The following is a 19,002-nucleotide window of genomic DNA, read 5'->3' as shown; positions in this document are numbered from 1 at the left end:
GTGAGGAGGTGCGTCACGGCTTGGTCAGCGCCCATTGCGTCACCGGCATCGCCGGTCGCCAGCCGGTGAGGTGACCGACCGGCTCGGCCCGGGCGACCGACAGGCGCCGCAGGGCGCCGCCGCGCTCTGCGTGGAGGCGCAGCAGCAGGGCCTCGCTCTCCAGCGTCACCGCGTTGGCGATGAGGCGTCCGCCGACCGGCAGGGCCTCGAGGACCGCAGCCACCAGGGCCGGATCGGAGACGCCGCCGCCGAGGAAGGCCGCGTCCGGCGCCGGCAACCCGGCGAGGCTGGCGGGCGCGCGACCGACCACGACCCGGAGATCGGGCACGCCGAGATTCGACGCGTTGCGGCGGATGCGGGCCGCCCGCTCCTCGCGGGCCTCGATCGCGACCGCGCGGTTCGCCGGATGGCGCAGGCACCACTCGATGCCGATGGAGCCCGAGCCGGCGCCGACGTCCCACAGCAGTTGGCCGGCGCGGGGGCGCAGGGAGGCGAGGGTGACGGCGCGGATCTCGGCCTTGGTCAGCTGCCCGTCATGCTCGAACCAGGCATCGTCGAGGCCCGGGGAGAGCGGGATCACCCGCGCGTCCGGCTCGGCCACGACCTCGACCGCGACGGTGTTGAGCGGGTCGATCCCGGTCTCGGCGAAGTCGCGGGCGGTGCCCGAGCGCCGGCGCTCGCGCGGGCCGCCCATCGCTTCGAGGACGGTGAGGCGCGAGCGCGGGAAGCCGCGCGCGGTCAGGAGGGCGGCGAGCCTCTCGGGCGTGGTGCCGTCCCAGGACAGGGCGAGGAGCCGGGCGCCGGGCTGGAGGTGCGGGATCACCCGCTCGAGCGCCCGCCCGTGCAGGGTCAGGCAGGCGACCTCGGCGAGCGGCCAGCCGAGGCGGGAGGCCGCGAGGCTGAAGGCGGAGGCCTGCGGAAAGCCTGCGATCTCGCCCGCCGGCACCAGCCGGGCGAGCTCCGCGCCGACGCCGTAATGGAACGGATCGCCGGTGGCGAGCACGCAGGTCGGCTGCCCGCGCCGGGCGAGGATCGCCGGGTAGGCGTCGGAGAGAGGGCTCGGCCAGGCCAGGGTCTCGGCGGAAAGCGGGGCTGCGAGATCCAGGTGGCGGCGCCCGCCGATCACCAGCCCGGCGCCGTCGAGGGCGGCCGCCGCGGCCGGCGAGAGGCCGGCCCGCCCGTCCTCGCCGATGCCGACGACGAACAGCCAGGGCGCGGCGCTCGACACCGCCGGGGCGTCAGGCGAGAAGGCGGCCATGCGCATCCTCATCCTGGGCGGCACTACCGAGGCGGCGGGCCTCGTCCGCCTGCTCGCCGGTCGTCCCGCCTACGACGTCACCCTGTCGCTCGCCGGGCGCACCGCTTCGCCGCTCGCCCTGCCGGCGCGCACCCGCATCGGCGGCTTCGGCGGAGCGGACGGGCTCGCGGCCTACCTGCGCGAGAACGGGATCGCGGCGCTCGTCGACGCCACCCATCCCTTCGCCCGCGTTATCTCCCGCAACGCCGCGGCGGCAAGCCGGCAGACCGGCGTGCCGCTCCTCGCGGTCCGGCGCCCGGCCTGGACGCGCGAGCCCGGCGACGAGTGGCGCGAGGTCGACAGCGTGGCCGAGTGTGCGGCGTTCCTCGGAGAGGTGCCGCGCCGCGTCTTCCTGACGGTCGGCCGGCTGGAGCTCGCCGCCTTCGCGGCGGCACCCCAGCACCGCTACCTCGTGCGCACCATCGAGCCGGTCGGCGACGCGCTGCCGGGGATCGACGTCACGGCGATCGAGGCGCGCGGTCCGTTCGGCCTGGACGAGGAGGCCGTGCTGATGCGCCGCCACGGCGTCGAGGTGCTGGTGACGAAGAATTCCGGCGGGCTCGCCACCTACGGCAAGATCGCGGCGGCACGCGCGCTGCACCTGCCGGTGGTGATCGTGCGCCAGCCCGTCCTGCCGGAGGTCGCGCGGGTGGCGGATGCCGATTCCGCCCTGGCGTGGCTCGAGGCTCATCGGGCGACCGACCGCGGCGTGTAGACGAAGGGCGGCTCGCCCGCGCGCGGGATCAGCCGCGTGGCGCTCGCCCCGATCATCACCAGGGTCGCCATGTCGGCGGAGGCCTCGCGCGCCTCGGCCAGCGCCAGGACCCGGATCGCCTCGTCGGGCCGGCCGACGGCGCGGGCGAGGATCACCGGCGTCTCGGGCGCGCGGTGCTCGGCGGCGAGCGCCAGCGCCGCACCGAGCTGCCAGGGACGGGCCCGCGAGATCGGGTTGTAGAGCGCGACGACGAGGTCGGCGGCCAGCACCGCGGCGAGCCGGGCGGTGACGACCTCCCAGGGCTTCAGGTTGTCCGACAGCGAGATGGCGCAGAAATCGCCGCCGAGCGGCGCGCCGACCCGGGCTGCCGCCGCCAGCATCGCGGTGATGCCGGGCTCGACCGTGATGGGAAGCGCGCGCCAGGCCGGATCGCCGGCCTCCAGCGCCTCGAACAGGGCCGCCGCCATGGCGAAGACGCCCGGGTCGCCCCCGGACACCACCGCCACCCGCCGGCCGGCGGCGGCGAGCTCCAGGGCGTGGCGGGCGCGGTCGACCTCGACCCGGTTGTCGCTGGCGTGGCGCGTCAGGCCCGGCCGCTCCGGCACCCGGGCGACGTAGGGAAAGTAACCGATCAGGTCCTGCGCCGCATCGAGCGCGGCGGCGGCGGCCGGCGTGAGGTAGCGCGGATCGCCGGGCCCGAGGCCGATCACCGTGACGGAGCCGCTCACGGCCGGCGGCCCTCGCCCGGCACCAGCACCATCGAGAAGTAGGGCGCGCGGTCGTCGGGCTTCTGGCTGAGCGGGGTCACGCTCTCGCCCGCCATGGTGCCGCGCTCGACGTAGACCGCGCGGTCGATCAGCCCGGCCTCGGTCAGCGCCGCCCGCACCTTCGGCAGGTGGCGGCCGAGCTTCATCACCACGGCGGCGTCAGTGCTGCTCAGGCGCGCGACGAGCGTCGCGTGCGGCAGGGTGGCGGGGAGCACCGTGAGCACGTCGTCGCCCCAGGTGATCGGCGTGCCGGCCCGCGTCCAGCAGCCCGACATGCCGGTCACGCCCGGCACCACCTCGACCGGGAAACGGTCCTTCAGGCGGCGCCACAGGTGCATGAACGAGCCGTAGAAGAAGGGATCGCCCTCCGACAGGATCGCGACGTCGCGGCCGGCCTCGAGTACCGCCGCGAGGTCCTTCGCGGCCTCGTCGTAGAACCCGGCGAGCGCCGCGACGTAGGTCGGGTCCTCCGGGTGCAATTCGGTGGTGTAGGGATAGGGCAGGGGCCATTCGCGGGCCGCGTCCCGCACCACCGCGTCCGCGATGGTGCGGGCGTTGCCGCGCCGGCCGGCCTTGCAGAAATGCACGAGGTGGTGGGCGCGCTCCAGCACCCGCACCGCCCGCACGGTGAGGTAGTCGGGATCGCCCGGCCCCATCCCGACGCCGTAGAGCGTGCCGGTGACGGCGGGGCGCGGCGCGGACGGAATCTCGGCCGGGTCGGCCGACGGGAAGCCGGAGGGGCCGTCCATCACTCGACCTCGTTGGCGAGGGCGTTGACGGCCGCCGCCGCCATGGCGCTGCCGCCGCGCCGGCCGCGCACCACCAGGAACGGCACCCGGCCGTCCTCGGCGAGCGCGTCCTTCGATTCGGCAGCACCCACGAACCCGACCGGCACGCCGATCACCGCGGCCGGCGGCGCCACGCCCTCGTCCAGCATCTCGAGCAGGCGGAACAGGGCGGTCGGCGCGTTGCCGACGGCGACGACCGCGCCGGCGAGCCGGTCGCGCCACAATTCCATCGCGGCGGCGGTGCGGGTGGTGTCGAGGGTCTTCGCCAGGTCCGGCACGCGCGGGTCGGAGAGGGTGCAGATCACCGCGTTGCCGGCCGGCAGCCGCGCCCGGGTGACGCCGTCGGCGACCATGCGGGCGTCGCACAGGATCGGCGCGCCGCGACGCAGCGCGGCCTCCGCGGCCTCGGCGAAGTCCGGCGACAGGTCGATGTCGGCGGGCAGGTCGGTCATGCCGCAGGCGTGGATCATCCGCACCGCGACCCGCTCGGCGGTGCCGTGGAAGCGCGCGAGGTCGGATTCGGCGCGGATCATCGCGAAGGAGCGCGCGTAGATGGCGGCGCCGTCGCGGATGTAGTCGAGGCGCGGATTCATGCGGGCTCCCGGAATGCGTCTCTCAGGTCTGAGGGGACTCGTGTGCTCTCTAGCCGCTCCAGCACGGCACCGAAAGTGAGGACGAGGTCGGTCCCGGCCCCGGCGTTGCCCTGCGGCACCACCCCGTAGCGGCCATCCGGCCGGCCGACCAGGGTGAGGCTGGCCGGACCCGGATGGGCGCAGCCCTTCGGGCAGCCGGAGACGTGGAGGGTGGCGCCGAGCCTCGCCAGATGCGCGAAGGCGGCGGCGAGGCGCGGCGCATCCTCTTGCGCCGGCGTGCCGCCGGAGGCGCAAGCCGGCGCCCCCGGGCAGGCGGCGACGGCGCGACGGGGATCGGCGGGATCGACGATCAGCCCGGCGGCGCGGGCCTCCTCGCGCAAGATCGTCGCTCGCGCGTCGTCGCGGGCGGTGAGCGCGATGCCGCGGCCCGGCGTGAGGCCGAGGTGGCCCTCGCCATGGGCCTCGCTCCAGCCGGCGAGGCGATCGAGGAGGACGTCGTCGCAGCGGCCGAAGGGCAGTTCGGTGAGGAGCGCGCGTCCGTGCCGGCCGGCGGATGGGGCGGGGATCGCCGGCGGGGCTTCGCCGGGGGCGAGATCCGCCAGGAGGGCGTCGCGCTGCGAATCGGAGAGGCCGCGCATGCGGCGGGCGCCCGAAGCGGCGAGGCCGTCGAGGAGCGTCTGCAGGATTTCGAGGGCGGCCGGGGCGGGGAGCGGCGCGAGCCAGAGCGGGCCGTCCGGGGTCGCGACGGCGAGCTGGAATGCGGGCAGTTCTTCCGGCAACGAGGGACGTGGGATCACGCGATACGGCGTGCGCGTCTCCTCTCCCCGCGGGCGGGGAGCGGAGATGGCCCGCGCCGCACCCGGCAACGTCGCGACGACACCGTCGCGCGTGTCGGACACCACCCGCACCCACAGATCCGCCTCGACGGACCCGAGCCCGCCGGCCTCGTCCTCCACGGCTACCAGGGTCTTTGCCGGCAATCCCGCCACCTCGCGGCCGATCGCCTCGACCGCCGCGACGACGGCGAGGCAGTCCGCCCCGGCGAGGGGCGCGCTGAGCGTCAGCCGCTGCGGTCCGCCATCGTGGCGCACGTCGCGCAAGGCCGCCTCGCCCAGGATCGCCGCCACCCGGGCATGGCTCTCCGCCGTCACCCCGCGAATCTGGAGGTTGCCCCGCGCCGTCACGTCGAGGAGGCCGTTGCCGCCCTCCCGCGCCGCCCGCGCCGCCGCGCGGACCTGGTCCGCGGCGAGCCGGCCGGCGACCGGGTGGAGGCGTACCAGCAGGCCGTCGCCGGTCGGCATCGGCCGGGCGAGGCCGGGGCACCAGCCGCGGCGAGGGGCGGGAATCATTCGGCGGCCTCGCGGGTGTCGAGGGCGGCGAGCGAGTTGCGCCGGCTGCGCCACAGGCCGCGGTCGCGCAAGTCTGCGAAGCGGTCGCGCAGGGCCTGCGCAACGCCGGGATTGGCCGCCTCGATCGCCGCCAGCACGTCGGCATCGCCGAGATAGGCGTCGTAGAGCCGGTCGATGTCGGCATCGGTGACCGCGTCCGTGGCGGCGGCCATGACGAAGACGGCGTCGAGCCCCTGGGCCAGTTCCTGCGCCCCGCGCCAGCCGTGGCGCAGCTGCGCGGCGATCCAGCGCGGATGGGCGAGACGGCCGCGCACCAGCCGGGCGACGTCCTCGCGGGCGGTGCGGGCCCGGGGCGCCTCGGGGCGGCTGGTGTCGAGGCTGTAGAGGACCGGCGCGGCGCCGAGCGAGGCGGCGGCGGCGGAGAAGCCCCCCATCGCGTCGGCGCCGGCATCGCCGTCGAGGAGGTCGCGCTCGGCGACGTCGAAGGCGTGGAGATAGGCATCCGCCGCCGCGACCCGGGCGGCGAAATCGGCGTCGCCGGTACCCGCGGCCTCCGCGGTGGCGTCGAGATAGGCGGCGCCCAGGTCCCCGCGGCCGCTCCAAGCGCCGTCGAGGGCGAGCGACGCCGTGCCGGCACCGTAGCGCCCGGGCGCCGCGCCGAAGACCCGCGCCGGGGCCTCGCCGCGGCGGCGCGCGGCAGCGAGCGGGTTCTCGGCGTCCTCCTCCTCGCGGGCGGCGACCGCCCGGGCGGCCCGGTCGAGGAGCGAGAGCGTCTCCGGGAAGGTGTCGCGGAAGGCGCCGGAGACCCGCACCGTCACGTCGATCCGCGGCCGGTCGAGGAGGGCGAGCGGCAGCACCTCGAAGCCGGTCACCCGGGTCGAGGCGTGGTCCCAGGTCGGGCGCACGCCCATGAGCGCCAGGGCCTGCGCCACATCCTCGCCGCCGGTGCGCAGGGTCGGCGAGGCCCACAGGTCCATGACGAGGCGGGCCGGGTACTCGCCCTCGTCCTGCAGGTAGCGGCGCACCACCTCCGCGGCGGCCGTCTCGCCCAGCATCGCGGCGGCCCGGGTCGGCAGGGCGCGGGGATCGAGCGTCGCGAGGTTGCGGCCCGTCGGCAGCACGTCGGCCCGGCCGCGGGCCGGCGAGCCGGCGGGGCCCGGCGGCACGAAGCGGCCGTCGAGGGCGGCAAGCAGCCCGGCGCGCTCCGCCGGACCGCATTCCGGATGGGCGTCGGGGCCTGCGCCGAAGACGTGCAGCCCGTCGCGCGTCGTCACCTCGGCGAGGTCGCACAGATGCGCGTCGAGGGCGGCGAGCGCCTCCGGCATCGCCGTCGCCCGGTCGATCCCGGCGGCCGCGAGCAACCCCGCATCCTCGGCCCGCTCCAGGATCCCGCGGGCGATGAGGAGCGCCCGGCGCGGATCGAGCACGGTGGCGGCGGAATACTCCTCGACCAGCTCGCGCAAGGTCGCGGCCTCGGGGTCGAGACCGGCGCCGGCGGTCTCGGGCGGCAGGTGCCCGATCGTGACCGCGCCGAGGCGGCGCTTGGCCGGCGCCGCCTCGCCGGGATCGTCGACGATGAAGGGATAGACGACCGGCAGCGCGCCGACCGCGAGCGCCGGCCAGCAGGCGGGGGAGAGCGCCACCGCCTTGCCGGGCAGCCACTCGGTGGTGCCGTGCGTGCCGAGATGGATCAGCGCGTCGCAACTTCCGCGCAGGGCGAGGTGGAAGGCGAGGTAGGCGTGGGCGGGTACCGCGTCGGGATCGTGGTAGCCGGCCTTGCGGTCGCCCCTGTGGCCGCGGTCGGGCTGGAGCGCCACCAGCACGGCGCCCGCCCGCACCGCCCGGAACCGGAAGGCGCCGTCCCGGCAGGCCGGGTCGTCCGCGGGCTCGCCCCACTCGGCGAGGAGCGCGCTGCGCGCCGCCTCCGGCAGCCGGGCGCGCCAGGCCTCGTAGGCGGGAAGCGGCACCGTCAGGCTCTCCTCGCCCCCGGTGAGCCGTCGCATCAGGGCGTCGGGCTCCGAGACGTCCGAGACCGCGAAGCCTTCATCCGCGAGGAGGGCGAGAATCGCTGTCGTGCTCGCCGGAGTGTCGAGCCCGACCGCGAAACCGGCCCGGCCGCCGCGGGCCGGGTAGTCGGACAGCACCAGGGCGAGGCGGCGCTTCGCCCGCGGCGTCGCGGCGAGGCGGGCCCAGGCGGCGGCGCGGTCGGCGGTGGCGCCGATCCCGGCGAAGTCCGGCACGGCGCGACGCTCGCGGAAGCCCTCGACCTCCGGCGCCTCCTCCTTGTGGGAGACGGGGAAACCGGAGAGCCGCCCGTCGAATTCCGGCAGCGCCACCTGCATGGCGAGGTCGGCGGCGTTGAGCCCCCGCGCCGAGGCCGCCCAGGCGTCGCGGCCCGAGCCCACCGTGAAGGCCTGGATCACCGGGCAATCGGCGGCATCGAGGACGAAGCCGGCCTCGTCCCGGGCCGAGAAGGCGGTGGCGGCGACGATGACGGCGGGGCGGTGGACCGTCACAGCCTCCCGCAGGACGGCGACCGCCTCGGGGTCCTTGAGGCTCGCGACGGCCACGATGGTGGGGCTGAGGCCCCGCTCCCACAGGGCGGCCGCGAGCGCGGTCGCCGGCGCGGTGTCGCCGCCCAGGATCGCCGAGCGGTAGACCAGCACCAGGGCGCGGGGCAGGGGCGAGGCGGCGCCGAGGCTCGCGAGGGGCCCGCAGCCGGGGCACCAGGGGAAGCCCCGCGGCAGGGCGCGCGGCGGCTCCGCCTCGACCGGCCGGCCGAGCTCGGCGGCGATCCGCGTGAGGAGCCGGCGCAGGTTGTCGGACCCGCCGGCGCGGAAATAGGCGTCGAGGGTGGCGAGCAGCTCCGGCGCCACCGTCGAGACCGCGTCGAGGCGCGGATCCGGCCGGTCGTCCCCCGGCAGCACCGCGAGCGGGACGCTGTGCGCCCGGCAGGTCTCGGCCAGCCGCTCGACGCCGTAGCGCCAGTAGTCGAGCCCGCCGAGGCAGCGCACCAGCACGAAGCGGGCGCGGGCGATCACCGCGTCGGCGTAGAGATCGACCGAGAGCGGGTGGCGCAGCTGCGCGAGCTTGGCGAGCCGCAGGCTCGGCCAGTCGGGCGGCATCGCCGCCTGGGCTCCCGCGAGCCCGGCGAGGTCGGAATCGGTGAAGGACAGGGCGATGACGTCGCCGGGCGCCTGGCCCAGATCGACCGCCGCCTCGCCCTCGTCGAGGGAGACCGTATCGACGCGCAGGAGGTGCATCGGCTCTCAGGTCCCGCGGACCGGGCGCGGCCGGGGCGGGAAGACGACGCCGTCATAGACGCCGGCCAGCGCCGGGCTCATGCCGAGTTCGGTGAGGTCGATCGTCCGGTCGAGCCCGGCGACGCGCCGCGGCTCGGCCGCCGTCAATCCGTTCGGGCCGCGGGTGCCGCCATCGACGCCGAGGTCGGGCCGGCGGATCTGGCCCGGCAGGGTCTCGACGCTGCCGTCACCGGTGAAGGGGCGGCATGGCTTGCCGCGCAACCGTGTGCGGAACTCGGCCACGAGATTGACCACGACGTCGTCATGGACGTTGCGGGCGCCGGCCATCGGGCGGACCGGCACGCCGCCGACCAGCTCGTAGCGCTCGTCCTGGCGCTCCTGCCAGGCGAAGAACTCCTGCACGCTCCAGCGCCGCGGCGCGGGCTCCGACATGCGATGCCCTCCTCCTGGGCTGGTGTGGCACTGCTCCAGATGAGGCGTGCTCCCGGGATATGGCCTCGGAGGTACCGGTCCGAAAGTGAGAAGCAGCCTCTCCTCTCCCCGCGGGCGGGGAGAGGAGAAGACCCACGACCCGATGCCTCACCCCTTCAGCGCCGCGGCCACCGCCTCCTTGTCGAACCCGGTGAGCCCGATCACCACGAGCGTCCCGTCGCGGTGCTCGGCCGGGCGCCAGGGGCGGTCGTAATGATGGGCGACGCGGCGGCCGACACCCTGGACGACGAGGCGCATCGGCTTGTCGGCGACGGCGCAGAAGCCCTTGATGCGCAGCACGCCCGCGACTTCCGCCGCCTTCGCCACCCGGGCGGCCAGGTCCTCGGGCGAGCCCGCGGCCTTCACCGGCAGGGCCACGCTCTCGAAGTCGTCGTGGTCGTGGTCCTCTTCCGTCTCGTGGTGCGAGGGCCGGGAGGCGAGGTCGTCCTCGGCGGCGGCGTTGAGGCCGAGGAGCACGCGGGGATCGAGGGCGCCGTGGGCGGTCTCGACGAGCTTGACGGCGCGCGGCAGGTGCGCCTCGACCTCGGCGCGGACCCGGGCGCGCTCGCCATCGTCGAGGAGGTCGGACTTGTTCATCACCACGAGGTCGGCGCAGAGGAGCTGGTCCTCGAACACCTCCTCGAGCGGGTTCTCGTGTTCGACGCTGGCATCGGCCGCGCGCTGGGCGGCGAGCGCCTCCGGATCGTCCGCGAAGGCGCCCGACGCCACCGCCGGGCCGTCCACCACCGCCACCACGCCGTCGACCGTGACCCGCGAGCGGATCGCCGGCCAGTTGAAGGCCTGGACGAGCGGCTTCGGCAGGGCGAGGCCGGAGGTCTCGATCAGGATGTGCTCCGGCGGCTCGGGCCGGTCCAGGAGCTTGTTGAGCGCCGGCACGAAATCGTCGGCGACGGTGCAGCAGATGCAGCCGTTGGGCAGTTCCACCACCGCGTCGGCGTCGCAGCCCGGGATGCCGCACTCGGCGAGCAGCGACCCGTCGAAGCCGACATCGCCGAACTCGTTGACGATGATGGCGAGCCGCCGGCCGTCGTTGTGCTCGACGGCGTGGCGCACGAGCGTCGTCTTGCCGGCGCCGAGGAAGCCCGTGACGATGGTGCAGGGGATCTTGTTCAGGATGGTCATGGCTTCACCGGCGCGGGAGGGATGCGGGCGACGACTCCCTTGCGGAACTCCTGCGGGCGCTCGCGCCAGGGCACGATGCCGTCCGGGGTGCCGGCGTAGAGGCCGATGCCGTCGAGGATGACCGCGGCGGACACCGCCGGGTCGAGGTCGCCGTAGACGTAGGTCCAGCGGCCGGGGCTCGCGACCGCGACCGTGCAGGACCGCTTGCAGACCGACAGGCATTCCACCGGCTCGATCCGCACCTGTGCGCCCGGCCGCGCGGCCAGGGCCGCCCGGAGCGCGTCGTGCAGGCGCGCACCGGCGCGGGGGCCATCCACCGGATCGTCGGCGCCGCGGCAGGTCGTGCAGACGTAGAGGGTGCAGAGGTCGCAGGTCAGGCTATCGGAAAGAATAGGCTCGCTCACGCGCTCACCCCCTTCCGGCCGGCGACCGCGCCCCAGGCCCAGCCGAAGGCGAGGCCGAGCACCGCCCAGAACGCGAAGGCGACCGCGAGGGACCGGGCGGCGAACTGCGCCGCGTAGACCGGCGGCATCGCGGAGATCTCCTCCGGCCCGTGCGGGGCGCCCCAGGCGTGCGGGGCGACGAGGAGGGCGAGGCCGAGCCCGGTCGCCACCGGCCCGCGGCGGACCGCGATGAGGTACAGGCCGACCGCGGTCGCGACGGCGGTCGCCACCCACCAGAGCTGGCGCGATTCGAGCGCGGCGGCCGCCACGCCCGGCAGTTCCGGCGGCAGTCCGATCGCCGGCGCGAGGCTGGCGGCGAGGAAGCCGCCGATGCCGAACCTGAGCGCCTCGGAGGGTGTCACCTCCCGGCCCGCGGCGATCAGCACGGCACCGAGGAGGAGCGCGTAGCCGACGCCGCTCACCAGGGTGGCGAGCGCCGTGAAGGCGAGGCGCTGCAGGCCGGGCGCGGGCTGCCACCCGGGTTCGCCGTCGGCATGGTGGCCCGCATGCGCCAGAACGATCAGCGGGTTGGCGGATGCGTGAGCCGGGGCGACGGCCTCGGCGGTCTCGTACTTCTCCGCCGCCAGGATCAGCGGCGAGGTGAGGGCGAATTGCAGGCCTGAGGCCACGCACGCCGCGAGGAAGCCGGCGACCAGGGCCGCGGCGAGCAGACGTTTCGTCATCGGGGGATCACCTGCACGACCAACGGGACGCGGGCCCGCGCCCGGTCGGGGCGCGGGCCGCGCGGCCTCGTTCGGTCAAGCCTTGCTCAGTGGCAGGGGAAGTTGTGGGCGTGGCGCCAGTCGTGGGCGGCGTTGTGCAGGGCGACCACCGGCGCGAAGCCGGAGACGAACAGCAGCCCGATGCCGAGGGCGCCGGCGAGGAGGACGGCGCTCAGGCGCTCGCCGACGAGCGCGGGAGAGAGGGACCGGGTGATCGCGACCATGACGAACTCCTGCCGCCCCACCGGCGGCGTCGAGGAAAGGGGGTGACGGCAGGTCTCCTGGCTCGCGGCCTCTTGAGCCGGCCCGCCGCCTTCCCGGATCGCTCCAGTGGCCGATGGCGGACCGTGTTCGACCGCTCACAGTTGCGGGGGCAGCCGCGGCATGCCGGGGCGATCCCGGTTCCCACGTTCCCTTTTCACCTCGTCGCCGAGGCACCGTCGCGCCGACCCTAACGGGTCGGGGACGGGCTTGCAATCGCAGCCTCCTGCCGCGACACCTCCGGCCCCGAGATTTCGCGAGAGGACAGCCCAGTGCCGGACCCGATCCCTGGCCCGACTCCCGCCGTCCCGCGCCTGACCCTGGTGCTGGGCGGCGCCCGCTCGGGCAAGAGCAGCTACGCGGAGGGGCTGGTCGAGGCGCAGGCCGGACCCTGGCTCTACGTCGCGACGGCCCAAGCCTGGGACGACGAGATGCGGGTGCGCATCGCGGAGCACCGCGCCCGTCGCGCAGCCCCCTGGAAGACCATCGACGCGCCGCGGGACCTGCCCGGGGCGATCCGCGGTGCGGAACCGGGCCGGCCGGTCCTGGTCGATTGCCTGACCCTGTGGCTCACCAACGCGATGCTGGACGACGGCGCCGACCTCGCCGCCGAGACCGGGGCGCTGCTCGCCGCCTGCGCGGACGCGGCCGGGCCCCTGGTCCTGGTCTCGAACGAGGTCGGGTTCGGCATCGTGCCGGAGAACGCGCTCGCCCGGCGCTTCCGCGACGAGGCCGGCCGCCTGCACCAGCGCCTGGGCGCCCTCGCCGACCGGGTGGTGCTGGTGGTGGCGGGCCTGCCGATGACCCTGAAGGGAGATCACCCATGAGCGACGACGAGGCGGCGCGCCACCGCGCCAAGATGGAGAAGCGCAAGGCCGTGCAGGACGCCGAGGTGGCGGGCAAGACGATCGAGAAGGGATTGCTCATCGTCCATACCGGCCCCGGCAAGGGCAAGTCGACGGCGGCCTTCGGGCTGATGCTGCGGGCGCTCGGCCGGGGCTGGCGCGTCGGCGTGGTGCAGTACATCAAGGGCGCCTGGGAGACCGGCGAGCGCCTGGCCCTCGACCGCTTCGCCGATCAGGTCGCCTGGCACACGATGGGGGAGGGCTTCACCTGGGAGACCCAGGACCGCGACCGCGACGTGGCCGCCGCCCGGGCCGCCTGGGCGAGGACCGAGGCGCTGATGGCCGATCCGGCGATCCGGCTCCTGATCCTCGACGAGTTGAACATCGCGCTGCGCTACGATTACCTGCCGCTCGCCGAGGTGGTCGAGCGCCTGAGCCGGCGCCGGCCCGACCTCCACGTCGTGGTGACCGGCCGCAACGCGAAGCCCGAGCTGATCGCCGCGGCCGACCTCGTCACCGAGATGACCCTGGTGAAGCACCACTTCGCGGCCGGGGTGAAGGCACAGGAGGGCATTGAGTTCTGATTGACGGTCCGGGCCGGACCGGGCTACAGGCTCGGCCATGACCAGCCTCCTCCTCGCCGGACTCTATTACGCGCCGCTCACCTAGCGGCGGAGTGCTCGTCATCTCTCAACCGCTGCGACGTGTCGGCGGTTGAGGCTTCCCAGGATCTCCAGGCCCGCCGACCTCGCTCTGACCCGAGGTCTCTCCCCGTGCCGTCCTTTCCCCATTCGCCCATCGGCCTGATCGGCTTCGGCGCCTTCGGTCGCCTCGTCGCCGAGCACCTGGCGCCGCATGTCGGCTTGCGCGTCCACGATCCGTTCGTGGCGGAAGCGGAGTTCGCAGCAGGGGGCGTCGCCGCGTGCAGCCTGCCTGAGGCCGCCGCCTGCCCGGTGGTGATCCTGGCCACCCCGGTCTCGTCCCTCGCCGCGATCGTGCGCGCGGTCGCCCCGCACCTGCGGCCCGGCGCCCTCGTGCTCGATGTCGGCTCGGTGAAGGTGCGGCCGGCCGCGATCATGCGGGCCGGCCTGCCGCCGGATGTCGACATCGTCGCCACCCACCCGCTGTTCGGTCCGCAGAGCGCGCGCGGGGGCCTGCGCGGCCTCAAGATCGCGGTCTGCCCGGTGCGCGGGAGCCGTGCCGGCCGGGTCGGCGCCTTCCTGCGTCGCGCCTTCGGCCTCGACGTGATCGTGACGACGCCGGAGGCCCACGACCGCGAAGCCGCGGCGGTACAGGGCCTGACGCACCTGATCGCCAAGGTGCTGGTGGCGATGGAGCCGCTGCCGACCCGGATGACGACGCGCAGCTTCGACCTGGTGATGCAGGCGGTCGGCATGGTGCGGCACGACGCGCCGGAGGTCTACCACGCGATCGAGCGCGAGAACCCCTACGCGGCCGAGGTGCGGCGGCGGTTCTTCGACCTGGCGGCGCGGATGGACGAGGATCTGGGGGAGGGCGCGGGCATCGAGGAGAGGGTCCTGCTCGACGCGTGATGCGACTCGCCGATGCCCCCCGGGACTCGCCACAGGCGAGACCCCGGGGTTGGGGGGTGCGGATGCCGGGAGGAGCGGGACGCCCTACTCTCCGGCCGCTTCTTCGGCCGCCCGCGCCCGCTCGCGACGCCTCTCCATCGCGCGGACCGAGAACACGGACGCCTCGTAGAGGAGCAGCATCGGGATCGCCAGCGAGAGCTGGCTGATCACGTCCGGCGGGGTCAGCACCGCGGCGGCGACGAAGACCAGTACGATCGCGTAGCGCCGGCGGTCCCGCAGGAACTTCGAGTCGATCAGGCCGATCTGGCCCAGAAGGGTCAGGATCACCGGCAGCTGGAACGCGATGCCGAAGGCGAAGATCAGCGTCATGATGAGCGAGAGGTACTCGTCCACCTTCGGCAGGAGTTCGATCGTGGCCTCGCCGGGCTGGCCGATCTGCTGCAGGCTGACCGAGAACTTGATCAGCAGCGGCATCGCCAGGAAGTAGACGACGAGGGCGCCGAGGACGAAGAAGACCGGCGTGGCGACGAGGTAGGGCAGGAAGGCCCGGCGCTCGTTGCGGTACAGGCCCGGCGCCACGAAGGCGTAGAGCTGGGTGGCGACGACCGGGAAGGACAGGAAGCCGGCGCCGAACACGCTCAGCTTGATGTTGGTGAAGACCTGCTCGAGGAAGTGGGTCGCGATCAGCCGCGCCTTGTCCGCCCCGACCACGCTGACGTAGGGGTGAACGAGGATGTTGTAGATGTGTTGCGCGAAGAAGAAGCAGACGAAGAACATCACCCCGAAGGCGAGCAGCGACTTGATCAGCCGCGAGCGCAGCTCGATCAGGTGCTCGATCAGCGGCGCGCGCGAGGCCTCGATATCGGCTTCATCGGCCTCGGTGATCATGCGGTGCGGCCCGTGCTGGCGGTGTCGTGCGGGATGGGGGCGGGGGCGTCGGAATCCGGGCCGGTGCGGGCCGCATCGGCCTTGAGCTGCGCGGTCGCGGCGGCCAGCGCCTCGTGCGAGGGCTTCTCGGAAGCGGGTTCAGGCGCGTGATAGGCCGGCGGGGCGGCCGGATCGACCGGCTCGGGCAGGGCCGGGGTCGGCTCCGTGGCGGCGAGCGGATCCGCCCCCGGCATCCCCTGCGCTGCGGGCTTGGGCACGCCGTCGACGGCGCCCTTGATCTCGTTGCGGATGGTCTGGACCGGGTTGAAGCCCGTCGTCGTCGCCGACGAGACGCTGCGGTTGATGCCCTCGACCTCGCGCCGGACCTCGTCGAGCTCCGCCTCGCGCATCGCCTCGCTGAACTGGCTCTGGAACTCGCCGGCCATGCGCTTGAGCCGGGCGGTGACCTGGCCGACGGTACGCAAGGCCTTGGGCAGATCCTTGGGGCCGATGACGACGAGCGCGACGCCGCCGATCAGCATCACCTCGCCCCAACTCATATCGAACATGGCGTGACGGCCCTGCTACTCGCGCGGCGCAAGCCTGGTCGGGCGCCTCGCGCGGGCTGTCTAGCACGCCGGTGCGCCGACGCCAGTCACCGACGAGCAGGTTCCCGAAAGGGTTTCTCTCGCCCGAAAGGGTTTCTCTCGGGGCCGCCTCGCGGATGGCCGCCTCGCGGCCATCACGCGGGATCCCGCGGCGCGCTGCGACGCGACGACCGGACCCGGGGGCCCGGCCCTCGCGCGTGACGGCTCAGACGACCTTGCGGTCGGCGTTGGTCAGGGGCTCGCCGTGCTGCGGCACGGGGCGCACCGGCTCGGTCGCGGTGACCGGCGGCATCTGGGCGGTCGGCACATGCGCGGGAGCCGCGTGGACGGGCTGCTGGACCGGCTGCACCGGCGCCACCGGCGGGGACACCTGGACCGGCACGACCGGATTGTGCGGCACCTGAGCCGTCGTGGTCGGGGCCTGATCCTCGTCGGCCATGCCCTTCTTGAAGGCCTTGATGCCCTTGGCGACGTCGCCCATCAGCTCGGACACCTTGCCGCGCCCGAACAGCAGCATGACGATCACGCCGACGACGATCCAGTGCCAGATACTCGCGCCGCCCATGGTTCTCTCCTGCGCGGCGCCATCGTCGCCGCGGCACACTCGCGGGGCGTCTCCGACGCCCCAAACCTCTGATACCGCACGCTCATCGTCGCCGGACGGCATCCGGAGCGCTCGCGGTGCGGCCGGAACGTAAGGACGGCAAGAGGCGAAAACAAGCGTTTCCTCGGGCTCCCCGCCACTGGCCCACCCAGGATTTCAGTCCGGCACGCCGCCGCCGGGGCCCGGGGGATCGTCGCTCGGGTCCTCGTCGGCCTCCGCGCCGTCGCTCGGCTGCGGCACGCGGAACCCGGCGGGCAGCCGGCCCTCGATCAGGCCGAGGCCCTTCAACTCGTCGAGCCCCGGCAGGTCGGAGACGGCGTCGAGGTCGAAATGGTCGAGGAAGGCCGGGGTGGTGCCGTAGGTGACCGGTCGCCCGGGCGTGCGGCGACGCCCGCGCAGGCGCACCCAGCCGGTCTCGAGCAGCAGGTCGAGGGAGCCCTTCGAGGTGGTGACGCCGCGGATCTCCTCGATCTCGGCCCGGGTCACCGGCTGGTGGTAGGCGACGATCGCCAGCGTCTCCAGGGCCGCCCGCGAGAGCCTGCGCGGCTCGGGCGCCCCGCCGCGCAGGGCGGGGGCGAGGTCGGGCGCTGTGCGGAAGGCGTAGCCGCCGGCCGACCGTGCCAGCGTGATGCCCCGGGGGGCGTAGGCGCGGGCGATCTCGGCCAGCACCGCCGGCACGTCGGTGCCGGCGCCTAAGCGGGCGGCGAGGTCGGCCTCGGTGATCGGCGCGGGCGCGCAGAAGATCAGCGCCTCGGCGAGGCGCGCGGCCTCGGACGGGACCGGGGAGGGATCGGGCGGACGGTGGGCCTTCGCCACGCTCAGGTCCCGGCGGCGCGGATCTGGATCGGCGCGAAGGGCCGGTCCTGGCGCAAGCGGATCCGGCCCTCGCGGGCGAGCTCCAGCACCGCCGAGAGCGAGGAGGCGCGCACTGTGGCGCGGCGCTTCGGGTCCTCGAGGTAGCGGGCGAGGTAGGATTCGAGGTCCGTCCAGTCGTCCCGCGGGCCGATCAGCCGTTCCAGGGCCGTACGGGCATCGACCAGGGACCAGACGCTGCGCGGCGGCAGCGTGACGGAAGCGCGGGCCCGCTCCTGGCGCTGGCGGGCATAGGCCGCGATCAGGTCGTGCAGGGTGACGGCGAAGGCGCCGGGCGCCGCGGCGGCGGGCTCGGGAAGGGCGGCGCCGCGGGCGAAGACGTCGCGCCCGAGCTGGCGTCGCTCCGACAGCATCGCGGCGGCGGCGCGGATCGCCTCGAGGCGGCGCAGGCGCAGGCCCAGCGCCTCGGCGAGGTCGCCGGCGGCGGGCTCGGGCCCGCGGGGCGGGGCCGGCAGCAGCAGGCGCGATTTCAGGTAGGCGAGCCAGGCCGCCATGACGAGGTAATCCGCCGCGAGTTCGAGGCGCAGGCGGTGGGCCTCGTCGATGAAGGCGAGGTACTGCTCGACGAGCGCCAGGATCGAGATCCGGGCGAGATCGACCTTCTGGCGCCGGGCGAGTTCCAGCAGCAGGTCGAGGGGGCCTTCGAACCCGTCGACGTCGACCACGAAGGCCGAGTCGGCGGCGTCCGACGGGCTCTCGTCGAAGTCGTCGGCCATGCCTGCAGGGTCAGGCCGCGGCGGCGAGCCCGGCATCGAGGCGGGCGCGGGCCTCGGCCGGGTCGAAGGCGGCGGGCGCCGGGCTCAGGCGGGCGAGCGCCGCCTCGGCGCGGCGCAAGGGGTCGCCGACCAGCACGGGGGCCGCCGCCGCGACCTCCTCCATCTCGGCCCGGACGCCGTTGCAGTGCAGGCCGACGTCGCAGCCGGCCCGGAAGGCGGCGGCGGTACGATCGCGAAAACCGCCCGAGAGGGCGTTCATCGACAGGTCGTCGGTCATCAGCAGGCCGTCGAAGCCGATGCGGCCGCGCACGATCTCCCGGATCACCGTCGCGGAGGTCGTCGCCGGGTTCTCCGGGTCGAGGGCGCGGAACACCACGTGGGCCGACATCGCCATCGGCAGGTCGGCGAGCGCCCGGAACGGCCCGAAGTCGTGCGCCTCCAGTTCGGCGAGGCTCGCCTCGACCACCGGCAGGGCGTGGTGGCTGTCGGCGCCGGCGCGGCCGTGGCCGGGCACGTGCTTCATCACCGGCAGGACGCCGCCGGCCATCAGGCCCTCGGCCACCGCCCGGCCGAACGCCGCGACCACGGCCGGCTCGGTGCCGTAGGCCCGGTCGCCGATCACGTCGTGGGCGCCCGGCACCGGGACGTCGAGGACCGGCGCGCAATCGACGTTGATGCCGACCGCCGCCAGGTCGTGCGCCATCAGGCGGGCGCCGAGCCCGGCGAGGGCCGGCCCGCCCTCGGGGCCGCCGGCGCGGAAATAGGCCCGGCCGGACGGGTAGGCGTGCCAGTGCGGCCGCGTCATGCGCTGCACCCGGCCGCCCTCCTGGTCGATCAGGATCGGGGCGTCGGCGCGGCCGACGGTCTCGCGCAGGGACGCCGTCAGGGCACGCACCTGCTCGGGCGTCTCGACGTTGCGCTTGAACAGGATGAAGCCCCAGGGCCGCACGTCGCGGAAGAAGGCGGCCTCCTCGGGGCTCAGAGCGGGACCGGCGCAGCCGAGGATCAGGGCGAGGGTCATCGACGGCGTTTCTCGTCGTTGGAGGGGCGAGACGGTCGCGCGCTCCCGCCCGGTGCACATCACGGCACCGATGAACGGGGTTCGCAAGCGAAGAAAGAGCGAT

General features: G+C 74.8%; 20 protein-coding genes, 1 pseudogene and 1 riboswitch. Of the genes and pseudogenes, 4 read left to right on the top strand and 17 right to left on the bottom strand.

Annotated elements, in window-relative coordinates; translation table 11 throughout:
* Window positions 1–13: 13 nt before the first annotated feature.
* Window positions 14–1,258 carry a precorrin-6y C5,15-methyltransferase (decarboxylating) subunit CbiE gene (gene cbiE, locus DK419_RS17340; RefSeq protein ID WP_109960186.1) on the bottom strand — a complete coding sequence of 415 codons (1,245 nt, stop codon included), beginning with the start codon at window positions 1,256–1,258 and terminating at the stop codon, window positions 14–16.
* Between cbiE and DK419_RS17335 the strand changes: the two genes are divergently transcribed.
* On the top strand, window positions 1,257–2,012 hold the full coding sequence (locus tag DK419_RS17335; RefSeq protein WP_109960185.1) for a cobalt-precorrin-6A reductase: 756 nt from the start codon (window positions 1,257–1,259) through the stop codon (window positions 2,010–2,012). The two genes, cbiE and DK419_RS17335, sit on opposite strands and share 2 nt — an antisense overlap.
* Here DK419_RS17335 and cobJ read toward each other — a convergent pair.
* The 10 genes from cobJ to DK419_RS17285 all read right to left on the bottom strand — a co-directional run bounded on the left by cobJ (window position 1,985) and on the right by DK419_RS17285 (window position 11,775).
* A complete protein-coding gene (cobJ, locus tag DK419_RS17330) occupies window positions 1,985–2,740 on the bottom strand; it encodes a precorrin-3B C(17)-methyltransferase (RefSeq protein WP_109960184.1) in 756 nt (251 codons plus the stop codon). The genes DK419_RS17335 and cobJ overlap by 28 nt on opposite strands.
* Complete coding sequence (locus DK419_RS17325) at window positions 2,737–3,528, bottom strand: precorrin-2 C(20)-methyltransferase (RefSeq protein WP_109960183.1); 792 nt, start codon at window positions 3,526–3,528, stop codon at window positions 2,737–2,739. Before DK419_RS17325 ends, cobJ begins: the two co-directional genes overlap by 4 nt.
* The gene (locus DK419_RS17320; protein WP_109960182.1) at window positions 3,528–4,160 is read right to left on the bottom strand and encodes a precorrin-8X methylmutase; all 633 of its coding nucleotides are present in this window, start codon (window positions 4,158–4,160) and stop codon (window positions 3,528–3,530) included. Before DK419_RS17320 ends, DK419_RS17325 begins: the two co-directional genes overlap by 1 nt.
* Window positions 4,157–5,509, bottom strand: a complete 1,353-nt coding sequence (locus DK419_RS17315; protein WP_109960181.1) for a nitrite reductase — start codon at window positions 5,507–5,509, stop codon at window positions 4,157–4,159. The genes DK419_RS17320 and DK419_RS17315 overlap by 4 nt, the downstream gene beginning before the upstream one ends.
* Window positions 5,506–8,772: a cobaltochelatase subunit CobN gene (gene cobN, locus DK419_RS17310; RefSeq protein ID WP_109960180.1), complete on the bottom strand. Its 3,267-nt coding sequence runs from the start codon at window positions 8,770–8,772 to the stop codon at window positions 5,506–5,508. Before cobN ends, DK419_RS17315 begins: the two co-directional genes overlap by 4 nt.
* Window positions 8,773–8,778: 6 nt before the next feature.
* Window positions 8,779–9,204: a Uma2 family endonuclease gene (locus DK419_RS17305; RefSeq protein WP_109960179.1), complete on the bottom strand. Its 426-nt coding sequence runs from the start codon at window positions 9,202–9,204 to the stop codon at window positions 8,779–8,781.
* Window positions 9,205–9,351: 147 nt separating this feature from the next.
* Window positions 9,352–10,386, bottom strand: a complete 1,035-nt coding sequence (cobW, locus tag DK419_RS17300) for a cobalamin biosynthesis protein CobW (protein WP_109960178.1) — start codon at window positions 10,384–10,386, stop codon at window positions 9,352–9,354.
* Window positions 10,383–10,790 carry a DUF1636 family protein gene (locus DK419_RS17295; protein WP_245442498.1) on the bottom strand — a complete coding sequence of 136 codons (408 nt, stop codon included), beginning with the start codon at window positions 10,788–10,790 and terminating at the stop codon, window positions 10,383–10,385. Before DK419_RS17295 ends, cobW begins: the two co-directional genes overlap by 4 nt.
* Window positions 10,787–11,512, bottom strand: coding sequence for a CbtA family protein (locus DK419_RS17290; RefSeq protein WP_109960177.1), 726 nt, complete (start codon window positions 11,510–11,512; stop codon window positions 10,787–10,789). Before DK419_RS17290 ends, DK419_RS17295 begins: the two co-directional genes overlap by 4 nt.
* Before the next feature lie 86 nt (window positions 11,513–11,598).
* Entirely contained in the window at window positions 11,599–11,775 is a 177-nt protein-coding gene (locus DK419_RS17285; RefSeq protein ID WP_109960176.1) for a CbtB domain-containing protein, read from the bottom strand.
* A gap of 30 nt (window positions 11,776–11,805) precedes the next feature.
* Window positions 11,806–12,008: riboswitch (cobalamin riboswitch) on the bottom strand.
* 118 nt (window positions 12,009–12,126) lie between these two features.
* Between DK419_RS17285 and cobU the strand changes: the two genes are divergently transcribed.
* The 3 genes from cobU (at window position 12,127) to DK419_RS17270 (ending at window position 14,210) form a co-directional block, all read left to right on the top strand.
* On the top strand, window positions 12,127–12,639 hold the full coding sequence (cobU, locus tag DK419_RS17280; protein ID WP_109962358.1) for a bifunctional adenosylcobinamide kinase/adenosylcobinamide-phosphate guanylyltransferase: 513 nt from the start codon (window positions 12,127–12,129) through the stop codon (window positions 12,637–12,639).
* Window positions 12,636–13,241, top strand: a complete 606-nt coding sequence (cobO, locus tag DK419_RS17275; RefSeq protein WP_109960175.1) for a cob(I)yrinic acid a,c-diamide adenosyltransferase — start codon at window positions 12,636–12,638, stop codon at window positions 13,239–13,241. Before cobU ends, cobO begins: the two co-directional genes overlap by 4 nt.
* Window positions 13,242–13,430: 189 nt before the next feature.
* Window positions 13,431–14,210, top strand: a complete 780-nt coding sequence (locus DK419_RS17270; protein WP_109960174.1) for a prephenate dehydrogenase — start codon at window positions 13,431–13,433, stop codon at window positions 14,208–14,210.
* Between the two features lie 84 nt (window positions 14,211–14,294).
* Here DK419_RS17270 and tatC read toward each other — a convergent pair whose 3' ends face one another.
* From tatC to nagZ, 6 genes and pseudogenes are all read right to left on the bottom strand, one after another.
* Entirely contained in the window at window positions 14,295–15,098 is an 804-nt protein-coding gene (gene tatC / locus DK419_RS17265) for a twin-arginine translocase subunit TatC (RefSeq protein WP_109960173.1), read from the bottom strand.
* Window positions 15,095–15,646: a Sec-independent protein translocase protein TatB gene (gene tatB / locus DK419_RS17260; RefSeq protein WP_109960172.1), complete on the bottom strand. Its 552-nt coding sequence runs from the start codon at window positions 15,644–15,646 to the stop codon at window positions 15,095–15,097. The genes tatC and tatB overlap by 4 nt, the downstream gene beginning before the upstream one ends.
* Before the next feature lie 319 nt (window positions 15,647–15,965).
* A pseudogene (locus DK419_RS29530) lies at window positions 15,966–16,250 on the bottom strand (twin-arginine translocase TatA/TatE family subunit); the annotation flags it as partial.
* Between the two features lie 195 nt (window positions 16,251–16,445).
* Entirely contained in the window at window positions 16,446–17,111 is a 666-nt protein-coding gene (gene scpB / locus DK419_RS17250; protein WP_109960170.1) for an SMC-Scp complex subunit ScpB, read from the bottom strand.
* Window positions 17,108–17,878, bottom strand: coding sequence for a segregation and condensation protein A (locus DK419_RS17245; protein ID WP_109960169.1), 771 nt, complete (start codon window positions 17,876–17,878; stop codon window positions 17,108–17,110). Before DK419_RS17245 ends, scpB begins: the two co-directional genes overlap by 4 nt.
* 10 nt (window positions 17,879–17,888) lie before the next feature.
* Entirely contained in the window at window positions 17,889–18,899 is a 1,011-nt protein-coding gene (nagZ, locus tag DK419_RS17240) for a beta-N-acetylhexosaminidase (RefSeq protein ID WP_109960168.1), read from the bottom strand.
* Between the last annotated feature and the right edge of the window lie 103 nt (window positions 18,900–19,002).

The organism is Methylobacterium terrae (assembly GCF_003173755.1).
In the GTDB taxonomy this organism is placed as follows: Bacteria; Pseudomonadota; Alphaproteobacteria; order Rhizobiales; family Beijerinckiaceae; genus Methylobacterium; species Methylobacterium terrae.
This window is presented reverse-complemented; position numbering and strand designations above follow the sequence as displayed.